The sequence below is a fragment of the Vibrio sp. M60_M70 genome (assembly GCF_037162085.1).
Taxonomy (GTDB): Bacteria; Pseudomonadota; Gammaproteobacteria; order Enterobacterales; family Vibrionaceae; genus Vibrio; species Vibrio diabolicus.
This window is the reverse complement of sequence record NZ_JARLUL010000001.1, coordinates 81,973-104,409: the sequence shown is the minus strand read 5'-3', so window position 1 is coordinate 104,409 and position 22,437 is coordinate 81,973. Positions and strand designations below refer to the sequence as shown.

Sequence of the window (22,437 nt, the reverse complement as noted above, 5' to 3'; positions counted from 1 at the left end):
CCAAGTGTCGAAAACAGAGAAGGACTGGCGCCCCTCTCTGTCATGACTAAGTATGATTACTCGACAACTAGGTCGCCAAAGTAAGGCATTACCATTGGGTTCACGATGTCTGCGGCTTTCACGTTAGACTTCGCGCCCCATGCTTCACTTTGCCAGTGTAGCGGTACGAATGCAGCATCGTTGTATAGCGTCGCTTCGACACCTTTCAGCATTGCTGCACGTTTCGCAGGGTCCGTCTCTACGTTTGCAGCTTCAACCACTTTGTCCATTTCTGGGTTTGAGTAGTGACCACAGTTGTACTGACCACGACCGGTTTCTTCGTTACGAGTCATAGTTAGGAACTCGTTGAAGTTTGCCGAGTCCTCTGTATCCGAGTGCCAACCGATCATCAGCATGTCTGCCGCACACTTATCAAACTCAGGCCAGTATTGCGCTTTTGGCATAGTTTTCAGATCAACCTTGATGCCAATCTTAGACAACATTGCCGCTGCCGCTTGCGCTACTTTCGCATCGTTTACGTAGCGGTTGTTTGGCGCAATCATAGTTAGCGTCAGGCCGTTCTCGTAACCCGCTTCTTTCATCAGTTGTTTTGCTTTCTTCAGATCGTAGCGAGGTACTAGCTTGTCATCGTGACCAACGTAGCCAGTTGGACTCTGCTGACCAGCTGCTGTCGCGAAGCCTTTCATGATTTTCTTCACGATGCCTTCGTTGTTGATTGCGTGAACAATCGCTTGGCGAACGCGAACGTCTTTCAGTGCTTCGTTGCTGTTTTGGTTTAGTTGGAACGTGATGATACGAGTACCTGGTAGCGTTACTAGATCGATGCCGTCTGCGTCTTTCACACGTTTGTGATCGTTTGGTGCTACCGGGTGAATCATGTCAACGCCGCCAGAAAGTAGCGCAGCTACACGAGTCGCGTCTTCTTTGATTGGTACAAGCGTTAGCTTATCAACGTTACCTTTCGACTCTTTGTCCCAGTAATCTTTAAAGCGTTCAAATTCCACTTTTACGCCCTGTTCACGTGAAGTCACAATGAATGGACCCGTGCCAGATACGTTAGTCGATGCAAATGAGTTACCGTGCTTCACTAGTTCAGACTTGTCTTTGCCGTCTGCGGTTTTACCTGTATAGAACTTGCTATCCATAGGGAAAATGTACGTTGCAGTTTGCAGCACTAGTGGGTAAGGACCTTTGGTTACAAGATCGAACGTGTTGTCGTCCACTTTGACGATTTTCTCGTACGGGTCGAAAATGTTTTTAAAATCAGGAGAACTTTGTAGACGCTCAAACGTCCATACAACGTCGTCAGCCGTTAGGGTATTACCAGAGTGGAATTTCACACCTTCACGCAATTTAAAACGAACGGTAGTGTCGTTAATGCGCTCCCAGCTCTCTGCTAGACGAGGTTCGAAATCCATTTTTTGAGTAAAGCGAACCAACGGATCAAATACCATGTGTGACATTTGCAGTGTGCCACCTGATAGCTGCTCATGTGGGTCAAGCGATACTGGGTCAGCTGCGTAGCCAACTTTGATATCTGCTGCCAGTGCATTAAAGCTTAGGCCCGCCGCCATTAGCGCCACTGCTAATTTGCTTTTCATGGTTTTCATTTGCATAACTCCTTCATGCGGGGATACGGATCCCTTGTTGTTGTGTTTGCGTCTTTGTTATGACTAAAGGTTAGCCAAGCGAGGTGCTTGGTTTATGCCGTTTCGATCTCTTCTCGCAAGCCTGTAAATTCAGGCATCAGAGAAATCAATTTTTTGCTGTATTCGTGTTGAGGTGCCGTGAATAACTGTTCTGTTGGTGCCACTTCTAACAGTGTACCCATTTGCATCACACCTACTCGGTCACACATCTGGCGAATAACAGGTAAATCGTGGCTGATAAACAACATAGTCAAGTTCAGCTCACTTTGCAGATCTTTCAGCAAGTTTAAAATTTGTGCCTGTACCGATACGTCCAGTGCCGATGTCGGTTCATCACAAATCAAAAGTCGAGGACGAGTCGCCAACGCACGCGCAATAGAAATACGCTGACGCTGACCACCGGAGAATTCATGAGGGTACTTAAGCCCAGCCATACGACCCAAACCAACATGATCGAGAAGGTCATTCACGATTTGGCGAGTTTCCGACTCGTTTTTCGTCAGTTTATGAAAACGGATTGGCTCAGCAATAATATCGAATACCTTCATACGAGGGTTCATTGAGGTATACGGGTTTTGGAACACCATCTGCATTTGACGACGCATTGGGCGGCGTTCTTTCTCAGAGGTTAAAGCTGTCAGGTCAATACCCTCAAACTTCACCTGACCAGAGTTAGGTTGGTATAAACCAGCAATAACTCGCGCAATGGTTGATTTACCAGAGCCAGACTCACCCACCAAACCAAAGGTTTCGCCTTCATGCACTTCAAAGCTCACATTATTGGATGCCTGCACGTATTCGCGACGGCTTTCAAATAAAGAGTCTTTGGTGACAAAGCGTAGATTAACGTTCTTCACGTCTAAAAGCGGGCCTGTGTACTCGCGCTCATCCTGGCTTTGTCCTAGCCAGTGATTCTTGATGTCGAGTGGCTCCATTTCTGCCGCTTCTTCGATGTAGCTGACCAAAGGGAAGCGATCTAGCTTTCTGTCTGAACGTGGAACGGCTGAAATTAGGCTGCGAGTATAGGAGTGATCAGGATCGCCCAACACTTTGGCTGTTGGCCCAAACTCCACCAAGTCACCACGATACATTACCGCGACGCGGTCGGTGACGTTGGAGACCACACCCATATCGTGAGTAACCAGCATACAGCCGACATTATTCTTGATACACAATTCTCGGATCAAGTTGAGGATTTGGTCTTGGATTGATACGTCCAGTGCCGTGGTTGGCTCATCGGCGATGATCAGATCTGGCTCACCAGCCAAAGCAATCGCAATGACGACACGCTGACGCATGCCACCAGAGAATTGGTGTGGGTATTGTTTTAAGCGGTTTTCTGGCTGCGGGATGCCAACTTGCTGCATCAGAGAAAGCGCACGCTGATACGCCTCTTCATCAGAGACTTTCATGTTGGCGTGGATCGTCTCTTTCAGCTGCTGCTCAACCGTAAAAAGTGGGTTAAGTGAGGTCATTGGATCTTGGAAAATAAAACCAATCTTCGATCCGCGAACCTTACGCATCGCTTCTGGTGATAAACCAGAAATTTTTTCTCCATCCAGGAAAACATCGCCGCTAGCAACGCGACCTGGAGGGCTAAGCAAATCAATAACGGCGTTACCAACGGTGGATTTACCCGCACCTGACTCGCCAACAACACCCACGATTTCACCACGTTCAATATGAAAAGAAAGTGACTTCACGGCAGCGTGAACGCCGTGTCGGGATGGGTATTCAATACGAAGGTTTTTCACTTCTAATAGTGACATTTCAGACCTCTACTGCCTTGTCTGTGGTATCGAATCGCGCCAAAGGCACCATTCATCACCTGAATGAATCCGTTCAAATTCAGAATAATACTCTGAAATCTTAATGCGGAAACAATTTGGCAAAAATCACACAAAAAAGCAACAATTAAAGTATATTCCGCCGAGAAAACATTAAATAAACGCACAATGAGCGAATAAAAATGCATTAACAAGTATTTAACCATTTTCATATCACACTATTTTTGTGCGCCATGCACCAATAAAACTAGAAAAATGCTCTAAAAACAAGCATGAGCCAACCAGGATCATTAACCATACTATTCATGTGTAATTATTAACATTTAACAAACAATGTCGTATGCGAAAAGCAATTTTTCAACATAAAAAACTATTAATAAAATAGTCGGCAAATATAAAAAGCCAAACTTAGAAAGAGAAAGGATAGGCTAAAACGTGAACACAACAGCAAAACCACACAAATCCTCTTTCGACGACGATTATGCGCCGCTTAAGCGGTTTGTTGACTAAACAAAAGAAAGTGCGGTTACCATCACTCTCCCATTGTAGGTGAAACACGTCGGTTTTAACCCTTTACGGCACAATTGAGAGTGGGATAATAGATAATCATTGTTAGAGCCAAGCTGTAAATGAAAGGAGCCCCTGTGCTTAAAGCGATTTTTTTGATATGGACGAGACTTTATGTGCGACGTCACAAGCCGATAAAGTTGCAGGACAAAAGTTTACGACTTGGATTCATAAGACCTACCCGCAAGTTACCGAACCACAAGCTTTTTTACAGCGCTACTTACAGGGTGTGTACAAGAAGCTGAATGCGGAATTCCCTCACCTTGTGGCTCTGCTACCTGATGAAAACGCGTTCCGTTGTGGCCTGATCCAAAACATATTGGCGGAGCACGGAGTCAGCATTAATGTCGAAGAGGCTCAACAAGCTCAAGACTACTTTGATTCTGCACGTATGGGCGCGTTCACTTTCTTCCCTGGTGTAAAAGAAATGCTCAGCGACCTTCGTCAGCATTATAAACTCGTCGTGATCACTAACGGCCCGATTTTTTCTCAACACCCAAAACTCAACGCGACACAGATGAGCGACTGGGTGGACCATATTATTGTGGGGGAGAAGAGCCCGAAGAGAAGCCCGCTGCGAGCATTTTCCAAAAAGCGCTCGACTTGGTCGAAGTAAAACCAGAAGAAGCCCTACACATTGGCGACTCTTTACCAGCAGATATAGCAGGCGCTAACAATATGGGTATTTTGAGTGTGTGGGTAAATGCGACAGGCGCAAGTAACTCAACAGATATAACGCCAAATTTTGAAATCCAAGAAACGGTAGAGCTGAGAGAAATCCTTAAAACACTCGCCCAATAAAAGTAGCGGATTAGAAAAACACAAAACCCCAGACTTCGTTCTGGGGTTTATTTTGTCAGCTCGAAAAGCATTTGGATCATAGGTGGTCAAAAGCCCCTAGAGCTGTACACTTTTGGTGAAATTGAAATCGAATGCAGATGCTTTTAAGAGGATAGATGCAAAAAAGCCCCAGTCTTTCGACTGGGGCTCTAAATAGCGGTCGGTGAAGAGCCGTATTCTAACTTCAGGCGAACCCCACTTGGGTTCAAATCCATTGATACATTGCCGACTAATACAGTCCAAGCGAGATCATAAACTCTAAAACGACGAAAGCCTGCTAAAAAGCAGGCTTTCTAATAGTGGTCGGTGAAGAGGGATTCGAACCCCCGACCCTCTGGTCCCAAACCAGATGCGCTACCAAACTGCGCTATTCACCGAGCATGTATTCTTTAAATAAAGAATGGGGTGGCTAACGAGACTTGAACTCGCGACAACCGGAATCACAATCCGGGGCTCTACCAACTGAGCTATAGCCACCATCAAATTGTCATGTTTACCGCTATCTCAGCCATAAACTAAATAGTGGTCGGTGAAGAGGGATTCGAACCCCCGACCCTCTGGTCCCAAACCAGATGCGCTACCAAACTGCGCTATTCACCGACGATGTTTTATCTTGATTAAATCAAGATTGGGAGCAATGCTACCGCATTCAATCTAAAAAAGAAAGAATGGGGTGGCTAACGAGACTTGAACTCGCGACAACCGGAATCACAATCCGGGGCTCTACCAACTGAGCTATAGCCACCACTGATTTTTTACCGATGTATCCTCCGAGGCAATGGTACGCCCGAAAGGATTCGAACCTTCGACCTTTGGCTCCGGAGGCCAACGCTCTATCCAACTGAGCTACGGGCGCATGCCCTATCGGCGGAGTGGAATAATACGGATATCACACTATGCCGTCTAGTACTTTTTTTACTTTTTTTATCGTTTGGTCTCTTTTTCGACAGTTATCTTCCTTTAAACTGAATTTTTGATGTGATTCACGCCCTGTCATGGATAACTTGTTGTTTATTGCAACAAGTTATCGGGATATAATCACCCATTATTTACATTGATTTAACAGCTGCAACCAAGTTGTCTAATCATTCTATGCCATTCAGTGGAATTTAGTGATTTCTCTGCTCGGCATTAATACTCTAACTATATAAATAGGTAAGTCACTTACCTCGGGAATGTGAAGTGGGTTTAATGGATATGTCTCGACAAATGATTAGCGTTTTGTTCGCTGCCTTAACGTTTTCTACGGCAGCTTTAGCTTCTGACATCAGCCAAACTGAATACGATGCGATCGCAGAACGCATCCAACCTGTCGGTGATGTTTATCTAGCGGGCTCTGAGCCAGTGAAAGAAGAACCAACCGGTCCACGTGATGGCGCCACAGTTTATGGTACTTTTTGTATTGCTTGTCACGCATCTGGCGTAAACGGCGCACCTAAAACAGGTAATGCCGATGACTGGGCACCGCGTATTGCACAAGGCAAAGAGACGTTAGTGAAGCACGCGTTAGAAGGCTTCAATGCGATGCCTGCCAAAGGAACCTGTATGGACTGTTCTGACGATGAAATCATCGCAGCAATCGACCACATGATTGAAGGTCTATAAGTAAAGACATTAACGAAAAAGGCTTGCCAACTGGCAAGCCTTTTTATTTTTAGTCAGTGAGCACAAGGTTACTCTATTTCTTAAACATTGCTCGAATATTGGCAATGTGTGCCTGACCTTTCGCCATACGCTCTTCTGCTGATACTGGCTTTTTGTTTACTTCCCATTCAACGTCATCAAATGGCAACTCATCCAAAAATCGGCTTTGAGTCGGTTTTATCAACTCGCCGAACTGTCGACGCTCTTTGCACATAGTGAAAGTCAGTTCACGCTGCGCACGGGTAATGCCAACATACATCAGACGACGCTCTTCTTCGACGTTGTCTTCATCAATACTGGTTTGGTGCGGTAAAATACCTTCTTCAGACCCAATTAAGTATACATATGGGAACTCAAGGCCTTTTGATGCATGCAGCGTCATCAGTTGTACTGCATCGCTGTCTTCATCTTCTTCGCCACGTTCCATCATGTCACGCAAGGTCAAACGTTGAACGACTTCTTTTAACGTTTTCTCTTCTTGATCGTAGTTGTCACCTTCTAGGTCCGCCACTATCCACGAGTAAAGATCAGAAACGTTCTTCATTCGCATTTCAGCGGCTTTCGGGCTTGCTGAAGTTTCGTATAGCCAATCTTCATAATGGATATCGCGAACTAGCGAACGAACCGCTTCGACGGTATCACCACGCTCAGCTTGGTCAGCAATCGCCACTAACCATTGGGTGAAACGACGTAAGTTTTCCAGGCCGCGTCCCGTTAAGTGTTGTTCGAGCCCCATTTCAAAACTCGACTCAAACAGGCTCTTCCCACGCATATTGGCATAACTGCCTAGCTTTTCTAACGTTACTGGGCCAATTTCACGTCGTGGTGTATTCACAATACGTAAGAATGCATTGTCGTCATCTGGATTAACCAAAACACGCAAATACGCCATGATGTCTTTAATTTCTGCGCGTGCAAAAAACGAGGTGCCACCAGAAATTTTATAAGGCACACGGTTTTGCATCAGAGACTTTTCAATTAAGCGCGATTGGTGGTTACCACGGTACAAAATTGCGTAATCACGATAGTCGGTTCGATTCAAGAATTTGTGTGCAATCAACTCCCCCGTGACACGCTCAGCCTCGTGCTCTTCATTTTTAGCCAACAACACTTTGAGTTTTTCACCGTCAGGAATTTCTGAAAATAAGGACTTCTCATAGACGTGAGGGTTGTTGGCTATCAAAATGTTGGCCGCACGCAGGATTCGACTCGTAGAGCGGTAGTTTTGCTCCAACTTAATCAATCGCAAATTCGGGTAATCTTCACCCAGCAAGACTAGGTTCTGAGGCTTTGCACCACGCCATGAATAAATGGACTGGTCATCATCTCCTACGACCGTCAATCGCCCACGTTCACCGACGATTAATTTCACCAACTCATATTGACTCGTGTTGGTATCTTGGTACTCATCGACCAACAGATAGCGGATACGGTTCTGCCAACGTTGACGAACGTCTTCATGATTGCGCAAGAGTAAGACGGGCATCAAAATTAGGTCATCAAAATCGAGCGCGTTATAGGCTTTCATTTGCTTTTGGTACATATCAAAGCAGAACGCAAACAATTGTTGCTGCTCACCTTGCGCACGCGCTTTGGCTTGCTCTGGCGTCAACATGTCGTTTTTCCAGTTGGAAATACAACTCAGAAGCTGACGTAGCAGATCTTTATCACCATCAAGCTGCTTTTCGGTAAGTTCCTTGAGTAGCGCCAGTTGGTCTTGGTCATCAAACAGTGAAAAGCCCGCTTTCAACCCTAAATGCTTGTATTCGCGTTTGATGATGTTTAATCCCAAGGTGTGGAACGTTGATACCATCAAACCTTTAGACTCGGCTTTCCCCAACGTTTGGCCGACACGTTCTTTCATTTCACGCGCCGCTTTGTTGGTAAACGTCACCGCTGCAATATTACGCGCTTTGTAGCCACATTGCTGAACCAGATAAGCGATTTTATTGGTAATAACACGAGTTTTGCCCGAGCCAGCACCAGCTAGCACTAGGCATGGACCAGACACGTATTTCACGGCTTCATCTTGACTAGGGTTCAGCTTCATAGAAATTCTCTGCGGGTGATAAATGTGGCGCCTATGATAAAGGGGTGGCCTCGTGAAAGCTACGCTGATTTCTTGTAATTTTCATACCAACAAGCGCAACATTCTGTTGCATAAAAGGCGGGTATTTGAGCTATAATGAATGAACGTTCATTCACTAGTGGTAGGATTATGAAGGATAACCCTGCTGTAGATAAGCGAGAACAAATCTTAGTCGCTGCAGAGCAACTCATTGCTGAATCGGGCTTTCAAGGGCTTTCCATGCAAAAGCTCGCCAATGAAGCAGGTGTCGCAGCAGGAACGATTTATCGTTATTTCTCAGATAAAGAACATCTTTTGGAGGAGTTACGCCTTAACGTTGCAAAGCGCGTCGCTACGGCTGTGCAACTGGGCGTGAGTGAAGAGATGCCTTTAAAACAGCGATATCGAACCATGTGGCTCAATATTTGGAATCTAGCGAGCTCGAATTTAAATGCGCTCAGCAATCGAGTTCAATATGAGTCTCTACCCTGTTCAAATAGTAGCAAAGCTCGGGAACTTGAAAGACAAATGTTTGCCCAAGTAGATCTTCTTTTTAATCAGGGGAAAGAAGAGGGCGTATTTAAACCTCTCGATAACGAAGTACTTTCTGGATTGAGTTTTGAGGCAAGTGTTGCGCTTGCTAGGAAACACGCTTTGGGATTTTATCAGCTGGATAAGGCGGCATTAGAAGCTGCTATCGAAGCCAGTTGGGATGCAATTATTAAACACTAACTTGGAGTTCTTAATAGAATGAAAAAGTGGATTTTGATGCTATCAATTGTTTTATTACTTTTTGGTAGTGTTGTGACATACAGGCTAATTGATATCAAAGACAAAATGGAGCAGTTTGCCAATCGCCCTGAACCAGCATTCCCAGTAACCGTAACTGAAGTACAAGCGGTTGATTGGGTTCCTGCTATAGAGGCAATTGGCTTTATTGAACCAAACCAAGGGGTTACCGTTGCTAATGAAACTAGCGGTGTTATCGACAAAATCGCATTTGATTCCGGTACTCAAGTCAAAGCAGGCCAGCCATTAGTACTGCTTGACTCTGACGTTGAGAAAGCGAATTTAAAGAGCTCGCAAGCCAAGTTGCCAGCAGCAGAAGCGAAATACAAACGCTACCAAGGGCTATTTAAAAAAGGCTCTATTTCTAAAGAAGCGTATGACGAAGCAGAAGCGAACTACTTCTCCTTAAAAGCGGACATTGAAAGCTTGAAAGCGACCATCGACCGACGCGAAATCAAAGCGCCATTTGATGGTGTGGTAGGTATTCGTAACGTGTACCTAGGTCAGTACCTACAAGCGGGTACTGATATTGTTCGCCTGGAAGACACCAGCGTGATGCGCTTACGCTTTACCGTGCCGCAAACCGATATCTCACGTATCAACATCGACCAAGAAGTGGATATCTTCGTGGATGCCTACCCAGAACAGCCTTTCAAAGGTTCAATTTCTGCGATTGAGCCTGCGGTTAATGTACAAAGTGGCTTGATTCAGGTTCAAGCAGATATCCCTAACAGTGATGGCAAACTGCGTAGTGGTATGTTCGCACGTGCAAACATCATTCTGCCTAAATTAGAAAATCAGGTCACTCTGCCTCAAACTGCGATCACGTTTACGCTATACGGCGACAATGTTTACATCGTAACGGAAGAAGATGGCGAGAAACGCGTTAAGCAGCATGTGGTAAAAGTTGGCGAACGCTCTAAAGATATCGCACACATTCTAGAAGGCGTGAAGCCAGGTGATGTAGTGGTGACATCGGGTCAAGTCCGTTTAAGTAACCACGCAAAAGTAAGCATTGTCGAAAGCGATGCAACTACCCCACCTGCTGAAACACCAATGCTTTAAGTTGGAGGCATCATGCGCTTTACAGATGTTTTTATAAAACGTCCAGTTTTAGCGGTATCGATCAGTTTTTTGATTGCATTGCTTGGTTTGCAAGCCGTGTTCAAAATGCAAGTTCGTGAATACCCTGAAATGACGAATACAGTGGTCACTGTGACCACCAGTTACTACGGTGCAAGTGCCAACTTGATCCAGGGCTTTATTACTCAGCCATTGGAGCAAGCGGTGGCGCAAGCCGATAATATTGATTATATGACCTCGCAATCGGTGTTAGGTAAATCAACCATTACTGTCAACATGAAGTTGAATACCGACCCAAACGCGGCATTGGCTGACATCTTAGCGAAAACTAACTCGGTACGTTCCCAGCTTCCAAAAGAAGCCGAAGACCCGACCGTAACGATGTCGACCGGTTCTACTACCGCGGTATTGTATATTGGTTTTACCAGTGACGAGTTGTCTTCCAGCCAGATCACCGACTACCTTGAGCGTGTAATCAACCCACAGCTATTCACTGTAAATGGTGTATCAAAAGTTGACCTTTACGGTGGTATGAAATACGCGCTGCGCGTATGGCTAGATCCAGCAAAAATGGGCGCGTTAAAGCTGACTGCAACGGATGTGATGAGCGTTCTTAACGCCAACAACTACCAATCTGCGACGGGTCAAGCGACGGGTGAGTTCGTGCTTTATAACGGTAGCGCGGATACTCAGGTATCAAACGTTGCTGAACTTGAAGCGTTGGTCGTAAAAACGGGTGAAGGGGACGTTATTCGCTTAGGTGATATCGCCAAGGTAACACTTGAGAAGAGTCACGACGTTTACCGTGCAAGTGCAAACGGCCAAGAAGCTGTGGTTGCTGCAATCAACGCCGCGCCAAGTGCCAACCCAATCAACATCGCTGCTGATGTGCTTGAATTATTACCTCAACTTGAGCGCAACTTACCAAGTAACATCAAAATGAACGTGATGTACGACTCTACCATTGCGATCAACGAGTCAATTCACGAAGTAGTGAAAACGATTCTTGAAGCGGCAATTATCGTACTTGTAGTGATCACACTGTTCCTAGGTTCGTTCCGTGCGGTCATCATTCCTATCGTCACTATTCCACTCTCTTTGATTGGTGTGGCGATGGTTATGCAGGCAATGGGCTTCTCTTGGAACTTAATGACACTACTAGCGATGGTACTTGCCATCGGCCTGGTGGTGGATGACGCGATCGTGGTGCTAGAAAACGTGGACCGTCATATCAAAGAAGGCGAGTCACCATTCCGTGCAGCAATCATTGGTACGCGCGAAATTGCTGTGCCAGTTATTGCGATGACATTAACGCTAGGTGCGGTATACGCACCAATCGCGTTGATGGGCGGTATTACGGGCTCGTTGTTCAAAGAGTTCGCTTTAACGCTAGCAGGTTCGGTATTTGTGTCCGGTATCATCGCTTTAACGCTATCACCTATGATGTGTTCAAAGATGCTGAAGGCGAACGAAAAGCCGAGCAAGTTTGAGCAAAAAGTTCACCATATCCTTGATGGCATGACTAATCGCTACGCAAATATGTTAAAAGCAGTAATGGCGAGCCGACCAGTGGTGATCGTATTTGCCATTATTGTATTTGCAAGCCTACCTGTTTTATTCAAGTTTATTCCTAGTGAACTAGCTCCTTCTGAAGATAAAGGTGTTGTTGTGCTCATAGGGACCGCACCATCGAATTCGAATTTGGACTACATCCAAAACACCATGGATGATGTGAATAAGATTCTCTCTGATCAACCAGAAGTAGAATACGCTCAGGTATTTAACGGTGTTCCGGATTCTAATCAAGCGTTTGGTTTAGCTACACTCAAACCATGGGGCGAACGAGAAGCGAGCCAAGCAGAAATCAAACAGCGTGTTGGTGGGCTTGTTTCGAGCATTCCGGGAATGTCTATTGCTGCCTACGAAATGCCGGAGCTACCAGGTGCTGGTTCAGGCCTTCCTGTACAGTTCGTAATTACAACACCAAACAACTTTGAAAGTTTGTTTACCGTTGCAAATGACATTCTGTCAGAAGTAGCAAGCAGTCCAATGTTTGTCTATTCCGATCTGGATCTGAAATATGATTCTGCAACGATGAAGATCAAGATCGATAAAGACAAAGCGGGTGCCTACGGTGTGACTATGCAAGACATAGGTATCACCCTCAGTACGATGATGGCAGATGGCTATGTAAACCGTATCGACCTAAATGGCCGTTCTTATGAGGTAATTCCTCAGGTTGAGCGTAAATGGCGTCTAAACCCAGAATCGATGAAGAACTACTATGTACGCTCTGTAGATGGTAAAGCGGTTCCATTAGGTAGTCTGATTACCATCGATGTGGTGGCCGAGCCTCGCTCTTTGCCACACTTCAACCAGTTAAACTCAGCGACTGTAGGTGCAGTTACTGGCCCTGGTGTCTCGATGGGAGATGCAGTTAATTGGTTTGAAGACATCGCACAAACCAAACTGCCTGCAGGCTATAACCACGATTACATGGGCGAATCTCGTCAGTTTGTAACGGAAGGTAGTGCCTTGTATGCAACCTTTGGTCTTGCACTTGCGATCATCTTCCTCGTTCTGGCGATTCAATTTGAATCACTCCGCGACCCTATTGTCATCATGGTATCTGTACCGCTAGCAATATGTGGTGCCTTGATCGCGTTGGCGTGGGGTACGGCCTCGATGAACATCTACTCGCAGGTTGGTTTGATCACGCTGGTCGGCCTGATCACCAAGCATGGTATCTTGATCTGTGAAGTAGCCAAAGAAGAGCAGTTACATAATAAACTGTCTCGTATCGATGCGGTGATGGAGGCTGCGAAAGTGCGTCTTCGCCCTATCCTAATGACAACTGCAGCGATGATCGCAGGTCTTATCCCGCTGATGTACGCAACAGGTGCAGGTGCCGCGCAACGTTTCAGTATCGGTATCGTCATCGTTGCTGGTCTAGCAATTGGTACATTGTTCACACTATTCGTACTACCTGTGATTTACAGCTACCTAGCAGAAAAACACAAACCACTGCCAGTATTTGTTGAAGACAAAGACTTGGAGAAATTGGCACGAGTTGATGAAGCGAAAGCAGCCCACCGTGAATTAGCGGATAACAGATAAGCTTTTAAGGCATTCAAAAAGGTCACTTCGGTGACCTTTTTTATTGCCGCTCTCTTTTTTGCCATCTAAATGGCGACTTTCACGTATCATTTACTTAAAATGAGGACAAATCAAAAGGAGTTTTAGCCACTATGTTTGACCCAAAGAAATTAGAGCAAATTGCTAAACAGATTCACGACTCAATGCCTCAACCTGTAAAAGAGTTAGGCTCTGATGTTGATCAGAAGGTTCGCCAAGTAATCCAAGGCCAACTGAATAAGCTAGATGTAGTAAGCCGCGAAGAGTTTGATGTTCAAACTCAAGTTTTACTGCGCACGCGTCAAAAACTGACAGAAATGGAACAGAAATTGGCGGAGCTTGAAGAGAAGCTTGCAGAAAAATAAGTGTTAAAACGCTCCTCACAAAGGAGCGTTTTTCTTATCGGCGCGCAGATAAATCGGCTAAAAACAAAAAGGCTTGGTCAACGGCGACCAAGCTTTTTGATTAAATGTTGTGTTTTATTTTGTATTTATCACTCCAGTCTGCCTGGAGTTTATCTACTGCGTTACTTGAGACTAAGTAAATTACGCAGTATTAAGGTTTCATTTCTAGGAGAAGGCGCGGACTTTACGATAGTAAACGAGCACCTTCGACACCGAAATGGAACCTTAAGGCCAGTAATTTAGCCGCCCACCGCGATACGCTTCATATCAGTCATGTAACCACGTAGTTCTTCACCGATGTATTCTACAGGGTGGTTGCGGATTGTTTCATTCACAGCGATAAGAGTTGCGTTATCCACTTGGTTAGACGTTTCACCTAGACCTTTACCAATGACGTCTGTACTAACAGAAGGCATGAATTTTTCACGCAGTAGCGGCGTTGCTACATTAGCAAATAGGTAGTTACCATATTCAGCCGTATCGGAGATAACCACGTTCATCTCGTATAAACGCTTACGTGCGATAGTGTTTGCGATAAGTGGCAGCTCGTGTAGAGACTCGTAGTAAGCAGACTCATCGATGATGCCAGATGCCGTCATTGCTTCGAATGCTAGCTCAACACCCGCACGAACCATAGCAACCATCAGGATACCGTTATCGAAGTACTCTTGCTCAGAGATTTCTACGTCAGTTTCTGGGTAGTTTTCGAAAGCAGTTTCACCCGTTTCTGCACGCCAGCCTAGTAGGTTCGCATCGTCGTTTTCCCAGTCAGCCATCATAGTGCTAGAGAACTGACCTGTAATGATATCGTCCATGTGCTTGTTGTATAGCGGACGCATCAGCTCTTTTAGCTCTTCAGAAAGTTCAAATGCTTTCACTTTTGCAGGGTTCGTTAGGCGATCCATCATGTGAGTGATACCACCAAACTTCAGTGCTTCAGTGATGGTTTCCCAACCGTATTGAAGAAGCTTACCTGCGTAGCCAGGATCGATACCATCAGCAATCATCTTCTCGTAACATACGATAGAGCCAGCCTGTAGCATGCCACAAAGGATAGTTTGCTCACCCATTAGGTCAGATTTCACCTCAGCAACAAAAGAAGACTCTAGACAGCCTGCACGGTGACCACCTGTTGCTGCAGCCCAAGCTTTCGCGATATCCCAACCTTCACCTTTTGGGTCGTTCTCTGGGTGAACAGCGATAAGAGTTGGAACACCGAAACCACGCTTGTACTCTTCACGAACTTCCGTGCCCGGGCACTTAGGTGCAACCATTACTACTGTTAGGTCTTTACGGATTTGCATGCCCTCTTCAACAACGTTGAAGCCGTGTGAGTAACCTAGCGCTGCGCCTTCTTTCATTAGCGGCATTATCGTCTCAACAACGTTTGTGTGCTGCTTATCTGGAGTAAGGTTTACTACTAGGTCAGCTTGTGGAATTAGCGTTTCGTAGCTACCAACCTCAAAACCGTTGTCTTTTGCGTTTTTGAATGACTGGCGTTGCTCATCAATCGCTGCTTGGCGAAGCGCATAAGCAACGTCTAGACCAGAGTCACGCATATTCAGACCTTGGTTAAGACCTTGAGCACCACAACCTACGATGACCACTTTTTTGCCTTTTAAGTAATCCGCTTCTGAAGCAAACTCACTACGGTCCATAAAGCGACAACGACCTAATTGGTCCAACTGCTCGCGCAAGTTTAAGGTATTGAAATAATTAGCCATCTGGTGCTCCTTTGAGATTCTTCCATTGAGGTCGGTAATTGCCTTACCGAATAACTTCATACTAAAACAGACATTAAATTGCTTAAAGTGATATATTCACAATTAGTTATTGCAATTTATGCAACATGGAAATGAAGATTTAATGAATATCAAAAGCCTGCAACTTTTTATTCATCTGTGTGAGAGTAAAAGTTTCGCGAAGACCGCAGCAGCGATGCATGTGAGTCCTTCAGCCTTGAGCAGACAAATACAAAAGCTAGAGGAAGAAACTAGCCAACAATTATTTTTGCGGGACAATCGCAGCGTTGATTTAACGAGCCAAGGCAAAAAACTGGTTCCTGTCGCCTTAAAAATTCTTGGCGAATGGCAACAGTACCAAAGTCACCTAAAGGGAGCAGAGGACGAATTGAAAGGAGAAATCCGTCTATTTTGTTCGGTTACTGCAAGCTACAGCCACCTGCCAGAGTTAATCTCTGATTTTCGTCTTCAGCATCCTTTTATCGAATTTAAGCTATCAACCGGCGATCCAGCTCAAGCGATCGACAAAATTTTAGCAGATGAAGCCGATATTGCCATCTCAGCCAAATCTGAGCAGATGCCAAGCAAAATCGCATTTGAAACGATCAGTGAAATACCGCTTTCTGTCATCGCTCCTGTCGGCGTGAGTTCATTTGCGGAGGAGCTACAAAAAGAAAGACCAAACTGGTCAGTCATTCCATTCATTCTCCCAGAAGCAGGGACAGCAAGAGATAGAGCCAATACTTGGCTCAAACAAATGAAAATAAAGCCGAATATCTACGCGCAAACGTCAGGGCATGAAGCCATCGTAAGTATGGTTGCACTAGGATGCGGTGTAGGTATCGCACCTGATGTCGTGATCAACAATAGCCCGGTGAGAGAGAAGATAAATCGCTTAAAAGTGTTGCCAATTAAGCCTTTTGAACTTGGTGTCTGCTGCAACAAAAATCAGTTAGAGAATCCATTAGTGAAGGCTTTTTGGAAAGTGGCAGAGAGTAAATACATTACACCTTAACGATAGATGTTTTGAGTTCTGAGTGCTTAGGTAATTTTCAAAACCCAGAAACGCAAAAAAGCCCACTCTTTCGAGTGGGCTTTTTCAAATTTAAAGCCTGGCGATGTCCTACTCTCACATGGGGAAGCCCCACACTACCATCGGCGCTATTTCGTTTCACTTCTGAGTTCGGCATGGAAATCAGGTGGGTCCAAAACGCTATGGTCGCCAAGCAAATTCTTTAATCTGGAAAGCTGTTTCTTAATTCTCGTTCTTACACATTCAATGTTCTTTCATTGAGTCCATCAAAACCCCTTGGGTGTTGTATGGTTAAGCCTCACGGGCAATTAGTACAGGTTAGCTCAACGCCTCACAACGCTTACACACCCTGCCTATCAACGTCGTAGTCTACGACAACCCTTTAGGATACTTAAAGTATCAGGGAGAACTCATCTCAAGGCTCGCTTCCCGCTTAGATGCTTTCAGCGGTTATCGATCCCGAACTTAGCTACCGGGCAATGCGTCTGGCGACACAACCCGAACACCAGAGGTTCGTCCACTCCGGTCCTCTCGTACTAGGAGCAGCCCCTTTCAATTCTCCAACGCCCACGGCAGATAGGGACCGAACTGTCTCACGACGTTCTAAACCCAGCTCGCGTACCACTTTAAATGGCGAACAGCCATACCCTTGGGACCGACTTCAGCCCCAGGATGTGATGAGCCGACATCGAGGTGCCAAACACCGCCGTCGATATGAACTCTTGGGCGGTATCAGCCTGTTATCCCCGGAGTACCTTTTATCCGTTGAGCGATGGCCCTTCCATTCAGAACCACCGGATCACTATGACCTGCTTTCGCACCTGCTCGAATTGTCATTCTCGCAGTCAAGCGGGCTTATGCCATTGCACTAACCTCACGATGTCCAACCGTGATTAGCCCACCTTCGTGCTCCTCCGTTACGCTTTGGGAGGAGACCGCCCCAGTCAAACTACCCACCAGGCACTGTCCGCAACCCCGATAAGGGGTCGACGTTAGAACATCAACACTACAAGGGTGGTATTTCAAGGACGGCTCCACGCAATCTAGCGACTGCGCTTCAAAGCCTCCCACCTATCCTACACATGTAGGGTCAATGTTCAGTGCCAAGCTGTAGTAAAGGTTCACGGGGTCTTTCCGTCTAGCCGCGGGTACACTGCATCTTCACAGCGATTTCAATTTCACTGAGTCTCGGGTGGAGACAGCGTGGCCATCATTACGCCATTCGTGCAGGTCGGAACTTACCCGACAAGGAATTTCGCTACCTTAGGACCGTTATAGTTACGGCCGCCGTTTACCGGGGCTTCGATCAAGAGCTTCGACCGAAGTCTAACCCCATCAATTAACCTTCCGGCACCGGGCAGGCGTCACACCGTATACGTCATCTTGCGATTTTGCACAGTGCTGTGTTTTTAATAAACAGTTGCAGCCACCTGGTATCTGCGACTCTCAATAGCTCCATCCGCGAGGGACTTCACCGTCGAGAGCGTACCTTCTCCCGAAGTTACGGTACCATTTTGCCTAGTTCCTTCACCCGAGTTCTCTCAAGCGCCTTGGTATTCTCTACCCGACCACCTGTGTCGGTTTGGGGTACGATTCCTTACAATCTGAAGCTTAGAGGCTTTTCCTGGAAGCATGGCATCAATGACTTCACATCCGTAGATGCTCGACGTCGTGTCTCAGCCTTAAAGAGAGCCGGATTTACCTAACTCTCAAGCCTACGCACTTGAACCTGGACAACCGTCGCCAGGCCCACCTAGCCTTCTCCGTCCCCCCATCGCAATTGTAAGAAGTACGGGAATATTAACCCGTTTCCCATCGACTACGCCTTTCGGCCTCGCCTTAGGGGTCGACTTACCCTGCCCCGATTAACGTTGGACAGGAACCCTTGGTCTTCCGGCGAGGAGGTTTTTCACCCCCTTTATCGTTACTCATGTCAGCATTCGCACTTCTGATACGTCCAGCATGCGTTACCACACACCTTCAACCGCTTACAGAACGCTCCCCTACCCAATATACAAAAGTATATTGCCGCAGCTTCGGTTTACTACTTAGCCCCGTTACATCTTCCGCGCAGGCCGACTCGACCAGTGAGCTATTACGCTTTCTTTAAATGATGGCTGCTTCTAAGCCAACATCCTGGCTGTCTGAGCCTTCCCACATCGTTTCCCACTTAGTAGTAATTTGGGACCTTAGCTGGCGGTCTGGGTTGTTTCCCTCTCCACGACGGACGTTAGCACCCGCCGTGTGTCTCCCGGATAGTACTTACTGGTATTCGGAGTTTGCAAAGGGTTGGTAAGTCGGGATGACCCCCTAGCCTTAACAGTGCTCTACCCCCAGTAGTATTCGTCCGAGGCGCTACCTAAATAGCTTTCGGGGAGAACCAGCTATCTCCAGGTTTGATTGGCCTTTCACCCCTAGCCACAAGTCATCCGCTAATTTTTCAACATTAGTCGGTTCGGTCCTCCAGTTGATGTTACTCAACCTTCAACCTGCCCATGGCTAGATCACCTGGTTTCGGGTCTATATCCAGAGACTGAACGCCCAGTTAAGACTCGGTTTCCCTACGGCTCCCCTAGATGGTTAACCTTGCCACTGAATATAAGTCGCTGACCCATTATACAAAAGGTACGCAGTCACAGGACAAAGCCTGCTCCTACTGCTTGTACGTACACGGTTTCAGGTTCTATTTCACTCCCCTCACAGGGGTTCTTTTCGCCTTTCCCTCACGGTACTGGTTCACTATCGGTCAGTCAGTAGTATTTAGCCTTGGAGGATGGTCCCCCCATATTCAGACAGGATATCACGTGTCCCGCCCTACTCGATTTCACTGAATATGCGTCGTCAGTTACGGGGCTATCACCCTGTATCGCCAAGCTTTCCAGCTTGTTCACCTGACGCCTATAAAGCTTAAGGGCTAGTCCAATTTCGCTCGCCGCTACTTTCGGAATCTCGGTTGATTTCTTTTCCTCGGGGTACTTAGATGTTTCAGTTCCCCCGGTTCGCCTCGTTATGCTATGTATTCACATAACGATACTTACTTATGTAAGTGGGTTTCCCCATTCGGAAATCCCAGACTCAAGTGGTTTTTACTACCTAATCTGGGCTTATCGCAAGTTAATACGTCCTTCATCGCCTCTGACTGCCAAGGCATCCACCGTGTACGCTTAGTCACTTAACCATACAACCCGAAGGAGTTTCGAATTGAAGTTAAACAACCAAAGTTGTCTCTCATTATTTGAATGAGCGAGAGACATATCGATTTTGCCGGACTCAAATTCCAAGAACACTTGAATGTGTTTTTAGTTGTATTCATAAATGAATACTTTGAGAACTTTACAAACAACAATAAATTGTTGTTTTGTCAGCTTTCCAAATTGTTAAAGAGCTAGATTTTCTGATGAAAACCATTTTTAAAAGCACTCATTGAATGCGCTTAAAGATGGTGGGCGATACCGGGCTCGAACCAGTGACCCCCTGCTTGTAAGGCAGGTGCTCTCCCAACTGAGCTAATCGCCCATTGTTTCAAAATATGGTGGAGCTATGCGGGATCGAACCGCAGACCTCCTGCGTGCAAGGCAGGCGCTCTCCCAGCTGAGCTATAGCCCCATATTTTTAGTTTTAATTCCTAATGGAAGGAATGGTGGGTCGTGCAGGATTCGAACCTGCGACCAATTGATTAAAAGTCAACTGCTCTACCAACTGAGCTAACGACCCAATGGTATCCCGTAGGGGAGTCGAACCCCTGTTACCGCCGTGAAAGGGCGGTGTCCTAGGCCTCTAGACGAACGGGACACTAAGTTGAACATCTTGGGGGATGTTCTATCTCTTAAACTTCATAAACCGTATCAATCTGTGTGAACACTCATCGCAATAATCATCGTTTAAGGAGGTGATCCAGCGCCAGGTTCCCCTAGCGCTACCTTGTTACGACTTCACCCCAGTCATGAACCACAAAGTGGTAAGCGTCCCCCCGAAGGTTAAACTACCTACTTCTTTTGCAGCCCACTCCCATGGTGTGACGGGCGGTGTGTACAAGGCCCGGGAACGTATTCACCGTGGCATTCTGATCCACGATTACTAGCGATTCCGACTTCATGGAGTCGAGTTGCAGACTCCAATCCGGACTACGACGCACTTTTTGGGATTCGCTCACTTTCGCAAGTTGGCCGCCCTCTGTATGCGCCATTGTAGCACGTGTGTAGCCCTACTCGTAAGGGCCATGATGACTTGACGTCGTCCCCACCTTCCTCCGGTTTATCACCGGCAGTCTCCCTGGAGTTCCCGACATTACTCGCTGGCAAACAAGGATAAGGGTTGCGCTCGTTGCGGGACTTAACCCAACATTTCACAACACGAGCTGACGACAGCCATGCAGCACCTGTCTCAGAGTTCCCGAAGGCACCAATCCATCTCTGGAAAGTTCTCTGGATGTCAAGAGTAGGTAAGGTTCTTCGCGTTGCATCGAATTAAACCACATGCTCCACCGCTTGTGCGGGCCCCCGTCAATTCATTTGAGTTTTAATCTTGCGACCGTACTCCCCAGGCGGTCTACTTAACGCGTTAGCTCCGAAAGCCACGGCTCAAGGCCACAACCTCCAAGTAGACATCGTTTACGGCGTGGACTACCAGGGTATCTAATCCTGTTTGCTCCCCACGCTTTCGCATCTGAGTGTCAGTATCTGTCCAGGGGGCCGCCTTCGCCACCGGTATTCCTTCAGATCTCTACGCATTTCACCGCTACACCTGAAATTCTACCCCCCTCTACAGTACTCTAGTCTGCCAGTTTCAAATGCTATTCCGAGGTTGAGCCCCGGGCTTTCACATCTGACTTAACAAACCACCTGCATGCGCTTTACGCCCAGTAATTCCGATTAACGCTCGCACCCTCCGTATTACCGCGGCTGCTGGCACGGAGTTAGCCGGTGCTTCTTCTGTCGCTAACGTCAAACAATGCAGCTATTAACTACACTACCTTCCTCACGACTGAAAGTACTTTACAACCCGAAGGCCTTCTTCATACACGCGGCATGGCTGCATCAGGCTTGCGCCCATTGTGCAATATTCCCCACTGCTGCCTCCCGTAGGAGTCTGGACCGTGTCTCAGTTCCAGTGTGGCTGATCATCCTCTCAGACCAGCTAGGGATCGTTGCCTTGGTGAGCCCTTACCTCACCAACTAGCTAATCCCACCTAGGCATATCCTGACGCGAGAGGCCCGAAGGTCCCCCTCTTTGGCCCGTAGGCATCATGCGGTATTAGCCATCGTTTCCAATGGTTATCCCCCACATCAGGGCAATTTCCTAGGCATTACTCACCCGTCCGCCGCTCGACGCCGTTATCGTTCCCCGAAGGTTCAGATAACTCGTTTCCGCTCGACTTGCATGTGTTAGGCCTGCCGCCAGCGTTCAATCTGAGCCATGATCAAACTCTTCAATTTAAGATTTTGTTCGGCTCAATGAATACTGAACATTACATAAAGTAATGTTTGAATTGACTGTGCTGAATCCGAAGATTCAATGGTCACTTCGTTTCATTGAAACCTAATTTGATACCGAGGTATCTAATTGGATTATCATCAACGAGTGCCCACACAGATTGATAGGTCTATATTGTTAAAGAGCTTTCCTGTTGAGCTTTGCTCAAAACAGGACGGCCATTTTAGCGAGTTAAAGTTTAGTGTCAATCACTTTTTTCAAAC

General features: G+C 46.5%; 10 protein-coding genes, 9 tRNA genes, 3 rRNA genes and 1 pseudogene. 7 read left to right on the top strand and 16 right to left on the bottom strand.

What is annotated here, in order from left to right; translation table 11 throughout:
• Positions 1–56: 56 nt before the first annotated feature.
• Together P4S59_RS00515 and P4S59_RS00510 are read right to left on the bottom strand one after the other, a co-directional pair.
• Positions 57–1,610: an ABC transporter substrate-binding protein gene (locus tag P4S59_RS00515; RefSeq protein WP_005394355.1), complete on the bottom strand. Its 1,554-nt coding sequence runs from the start codon at positions 1,608–1,610 to the stop codon at positions 57–59.
• A 92-nt stretch (positions 1,611–1,702) separates the two neighbouring features.
• On the bottom strand, positions 1,703–3,418 hold the full coding sequence (locus P4S59_RS00510) for a dipeptide ABC transporter ATP-binding protein (RefSeq protein ID WP_005379108.1): 1,716 nt from the start codon (positions 3,416–3,418) through the stop codon (positions 1,703–1,705).
• Positions 3,419–4,103: 685 nt separating this feature from the next.
• Between P4S59_RS00510 and P4S59_RS00505 the strand changes: the two are divergent.
• Positions 4,104–4,691, top strand: a pseudogene (locus P4S59_RS00505) (HAD-IA family hydrolase); the annotation flags it as partial.
• A gap of 452 nt (positions 4,692–5,143) precedes the next feature.
• Here P4S59_RS00505 and P4S59_RS00500 read toward each other — a convergent pair.
• From P4S59_RS00500 to P4S59_RS00480, 5 genes are all read right to left on the bottom strand, one after another.
• A tRNA-Pro gene (locus P4S59_RS00500) sits at positions 5,144–5,220 on the bottom strand.
• Between the two features lie 24 nt (positions 5,221–5,244).
• Positions 5,245–5,320, bottom strand: a tRNA-His gene (locus P4S59_RS00495).
• 46 nt (positions 5,321–5,366) lie between these two features.
• A tRNA-Pro gene (locus P4S59_RS00490) sits at positions 5,367–5,443 on the bottom strand.
• Positions 5,444–5,512: 69 nt separating this feature from the next.
• A tRNA-His gene (locus P4S59_RS00485) sits at positions 5,513–5,588 on the bottom strand.
• A gap of 34 nt (positions 5,589–5,622) precedes the next feature.
• Positions 5,623–5,699 (bottom strand) — tRNA-Arg (locus tag P4S59_RS00480).
• Positions 5,700–6,034: 335 nt separating this feature from the next.
• On the opposite strand from P4S59_RS00480, the gene P4S59_RS00475 reads away from it, so the two are divergent.
• The gene (locus P4S59_RS00475; protein ID WP_012841248.1) at positions 6,035–6,448 is read left to right on the top strand and encodes a c-type cytochrome; all 414 of its coding nucleotides are present in this window, start codon (positions 6,035–6,037) and stop codon (positions 6,446–6,448) included.
• A gap of 73 nt (positions 6,449–6,521) precedes the next feature.
• Here the strand turns inward: P4S59_RS00475 and rep are convergent, their stop codons facing one another.
• The gene (rep, locus tag P4S59_RS00470) at positions 6,522–8,537 is read right to left on the bottom strand and encodes a DNA helicase Rep (protein ID WP_005398170.1); all 2,016 of its coding nucleotides are present in this window, start codon (positions 8,535–8,537) and stop codon (positions 6,522–6,524) included.
• A 168-nt stretch (positions 8,538–8,705) separates the two neighbouring features.
• Here rep and P4S59_RS00465 point away from each other — a divergent pair, with 168 nt between their 5' ends.
• From P4S59_RS00465 to ubiK, 4 genes are all read left to right on the top strand, one after another.
• Positions 8,706–9,287, top strand: coding sequence for a TetR/AcrR family transcriptional regulator (locus P4S59_RS00465; protein ID WP_005398171.1), 582 nt, complete (start codon positions 8,706–8,708; stop codon positions 9,285–9,287).
• A gap of 18 nt (positions 9,288–9,305) precedes the next feature.
• Complete coding sequence (locus P4S59_RS00460; protein WP_012841250.1) at positions 9,306–10,409, top strand: efflux RND transporter periplasmic adaptor subunit; 1,104 nt, start codon at positions 9,306–9,308, stop codon at positions 10,407–10,409.
• A 12-nt stretch (positions 10,410–10,421) separates the two neighbouring features.
• Entirely contained in the window at positions 10,422–13,544 is a 3,123-nt protein-coding gene (vmeD, locus tag P4S59_RS00455; RefSeq protein ID WP_258507211.1) for a multidrug efflux RND transporter permease subunit VmeD, read from the top strand.
• 131 nt (positions 13,545–13,675) lie between these two features.
• Entirely contained in the window at positions 13,676–13,927 is a 252-nt protein-coding gene (ubiK, locus tag P4S59_RS00450) for a ubiquinone biosynthesis accessory factor UbiK (protein ID WP_005398178.1), read from the top strand.
• A gap of 278 nt (positions 13,928–14,205) precedes the next feature.
• Here the strand turns inward: ubiK and ilvC are convergent, their stop codons facing one another.
• Positions 14,206–15,690, bottom strand: coding sequence for a ketol-acid reductoisomerase (ilvC, locus tag P4S59_RS00445; RefSeq protein WP_337167855.1), 1,485 nt, complete (start codon positions 15,688–15,690; stop codon positions 14,206–14,208).
• Positions 15,691–15,832: 142 nt separating this feature from the next.
• On the opposite strand from ilvC, the gene ilvY reads away from it, so the two are divergent.
• The gene (gene ilvY, locus P4S59_RS00440; protein ID WP_258688087.1) at positions 15,833–16,723 is read left to right on the top strand and encodes an HTH-type transcriptional activator IlvY; all 891 of its coding nucleotides are present in this window, start codon (positions 15,833–15,835) and stop codon (positions 16,721–16,723) included.
• A 95-nt stretch (positions 16,724–16,818) separates the two neighbouring features.
• Here the strand turns inward: ilvY and rrf are convergent.
• From rrf to P4S59_RS00405, 7 genes are all read right to left on the bottom strand, one after another.
• Positions 16,819–16,935: ribosomal RNA gene (gene rrf / locus P4S59_RS00435) — 5S ribosomal RNA — on the bottom strand.
• Positions 16,936–17,028: 93 nt separating this feature from the next.
• Positions 17,029–19,919: ribosomal RNA gene (locus tag P4S59_RS00430) — 23S ribosomal RNA — on the bottom strand.
• Between the two features lie 262 nt (positions 19,920–20,181).
• A tRNA-Val gene (locus P4S59_RS00425) sits at positions 20,182–20,257 on the bottom strand.
• Between the two features lie 14 nt (positions 20,258–20,271).
• Positions 20,272–20,347 (bottom strand) — tRNA-Ala (locus tag P4S59_RS00420).
• 32 nt (positions 20,348–20,379) lie between these two features.
• Positions 20,380–20,455: transfer RNA gene (locus P4S59_RS00415), tRNA-Lys, on the bottom strand.
• A gap of 2 nt (positions 20,456–20,457) precedes the next feature.
• Positions 20,458–20,533 (bottom strand) — tRNA-Glu (locus P4S59_RS00410).
• Positions 20,534–20,623: 90 nt separating this feature from the next.
• Positions 20,624–22,176: ribosomal RNA gene (locus P4S59_RS00405) — 16S ribosomal RNA — on the bottom strand.
• The 16S, 23S and 5S rRNA genes sit together here with 4 tRNA genes alongside, the layout of an rRNA operon.
• Between the last annotated feature and the right edge of the window lie 261 nt (positions 22,177–22,437).

Bases quoted from the DNA above. Each gene is read 5' to 3' on its own strand.
- P4S59_RS00515 (WP_005394355.1), bottom strand. From the start codon at position 1,610: ATGAAAACCATGAAAAGCAAATTAGCAGTGGCGCTAATGGCGGCGGGC.
- P4S59_RS00510 (WP_005379108.1), bottom strand. From the start codon at position 3,418: ATGTCACTATTAGAAGTGAAAAACCTTCGTATTGAATACCCATCCCGA.
- P4S59_RS00475 (WP_012841248.1), top strand. From the start codon at position 6,035: ATGGATATGTCTCGACAAATGATTAGCGTTTTGTTCGCTGCCTTAACG.
- rep (WP_005398170.1), bottom strand. From the start codon at position 8,537: ATGAAGCTGAACCCTAGTCAAGATGAAGCCGTGAAATACGTGTCTGGT.
- P4S59_RS00465 (WP_005398171.1), top strand. From the start codon at position 8,706: ATGAAGGATAACCCTGCTGTAGATAAGCGAGAACAAATCTTAGTCGCT.
- P4S59_RS00460 (WP_012841250.1), top strand. From the start codon at position 9,306: ATGAAAAAGTGGATTTTGATGCTATCAATTGTTTTATTACTTTTTGGT.
- vmeD (WP_258507211.1), top strand. From the start codon at position 10,422: ATGCGCTTTACAGATGTTTTTATAAAACGTCCAGTTTTAGCGGTATCG.
- ubiK (WP_005398178.1), top strand. From the start codon at position 13,676: ATGTTTGACCCAAAGAAATTAGAGCAAATTGCTAAACAGATTCACGAC.
- ilvC (WP_337167855.1), bottom strand. From the start codon at position 15,690: ATGGCTAATTATTTCAATACCTTAAACTTGCGCGAGCAGTTGGACCAA.
- ilvY (WP_258688087.1), top strand. From the start codon at position 15,833: ATGAATATCAAAAGCCTGCAACTTTTTATTCATCTGTGTGAGAGTAAA.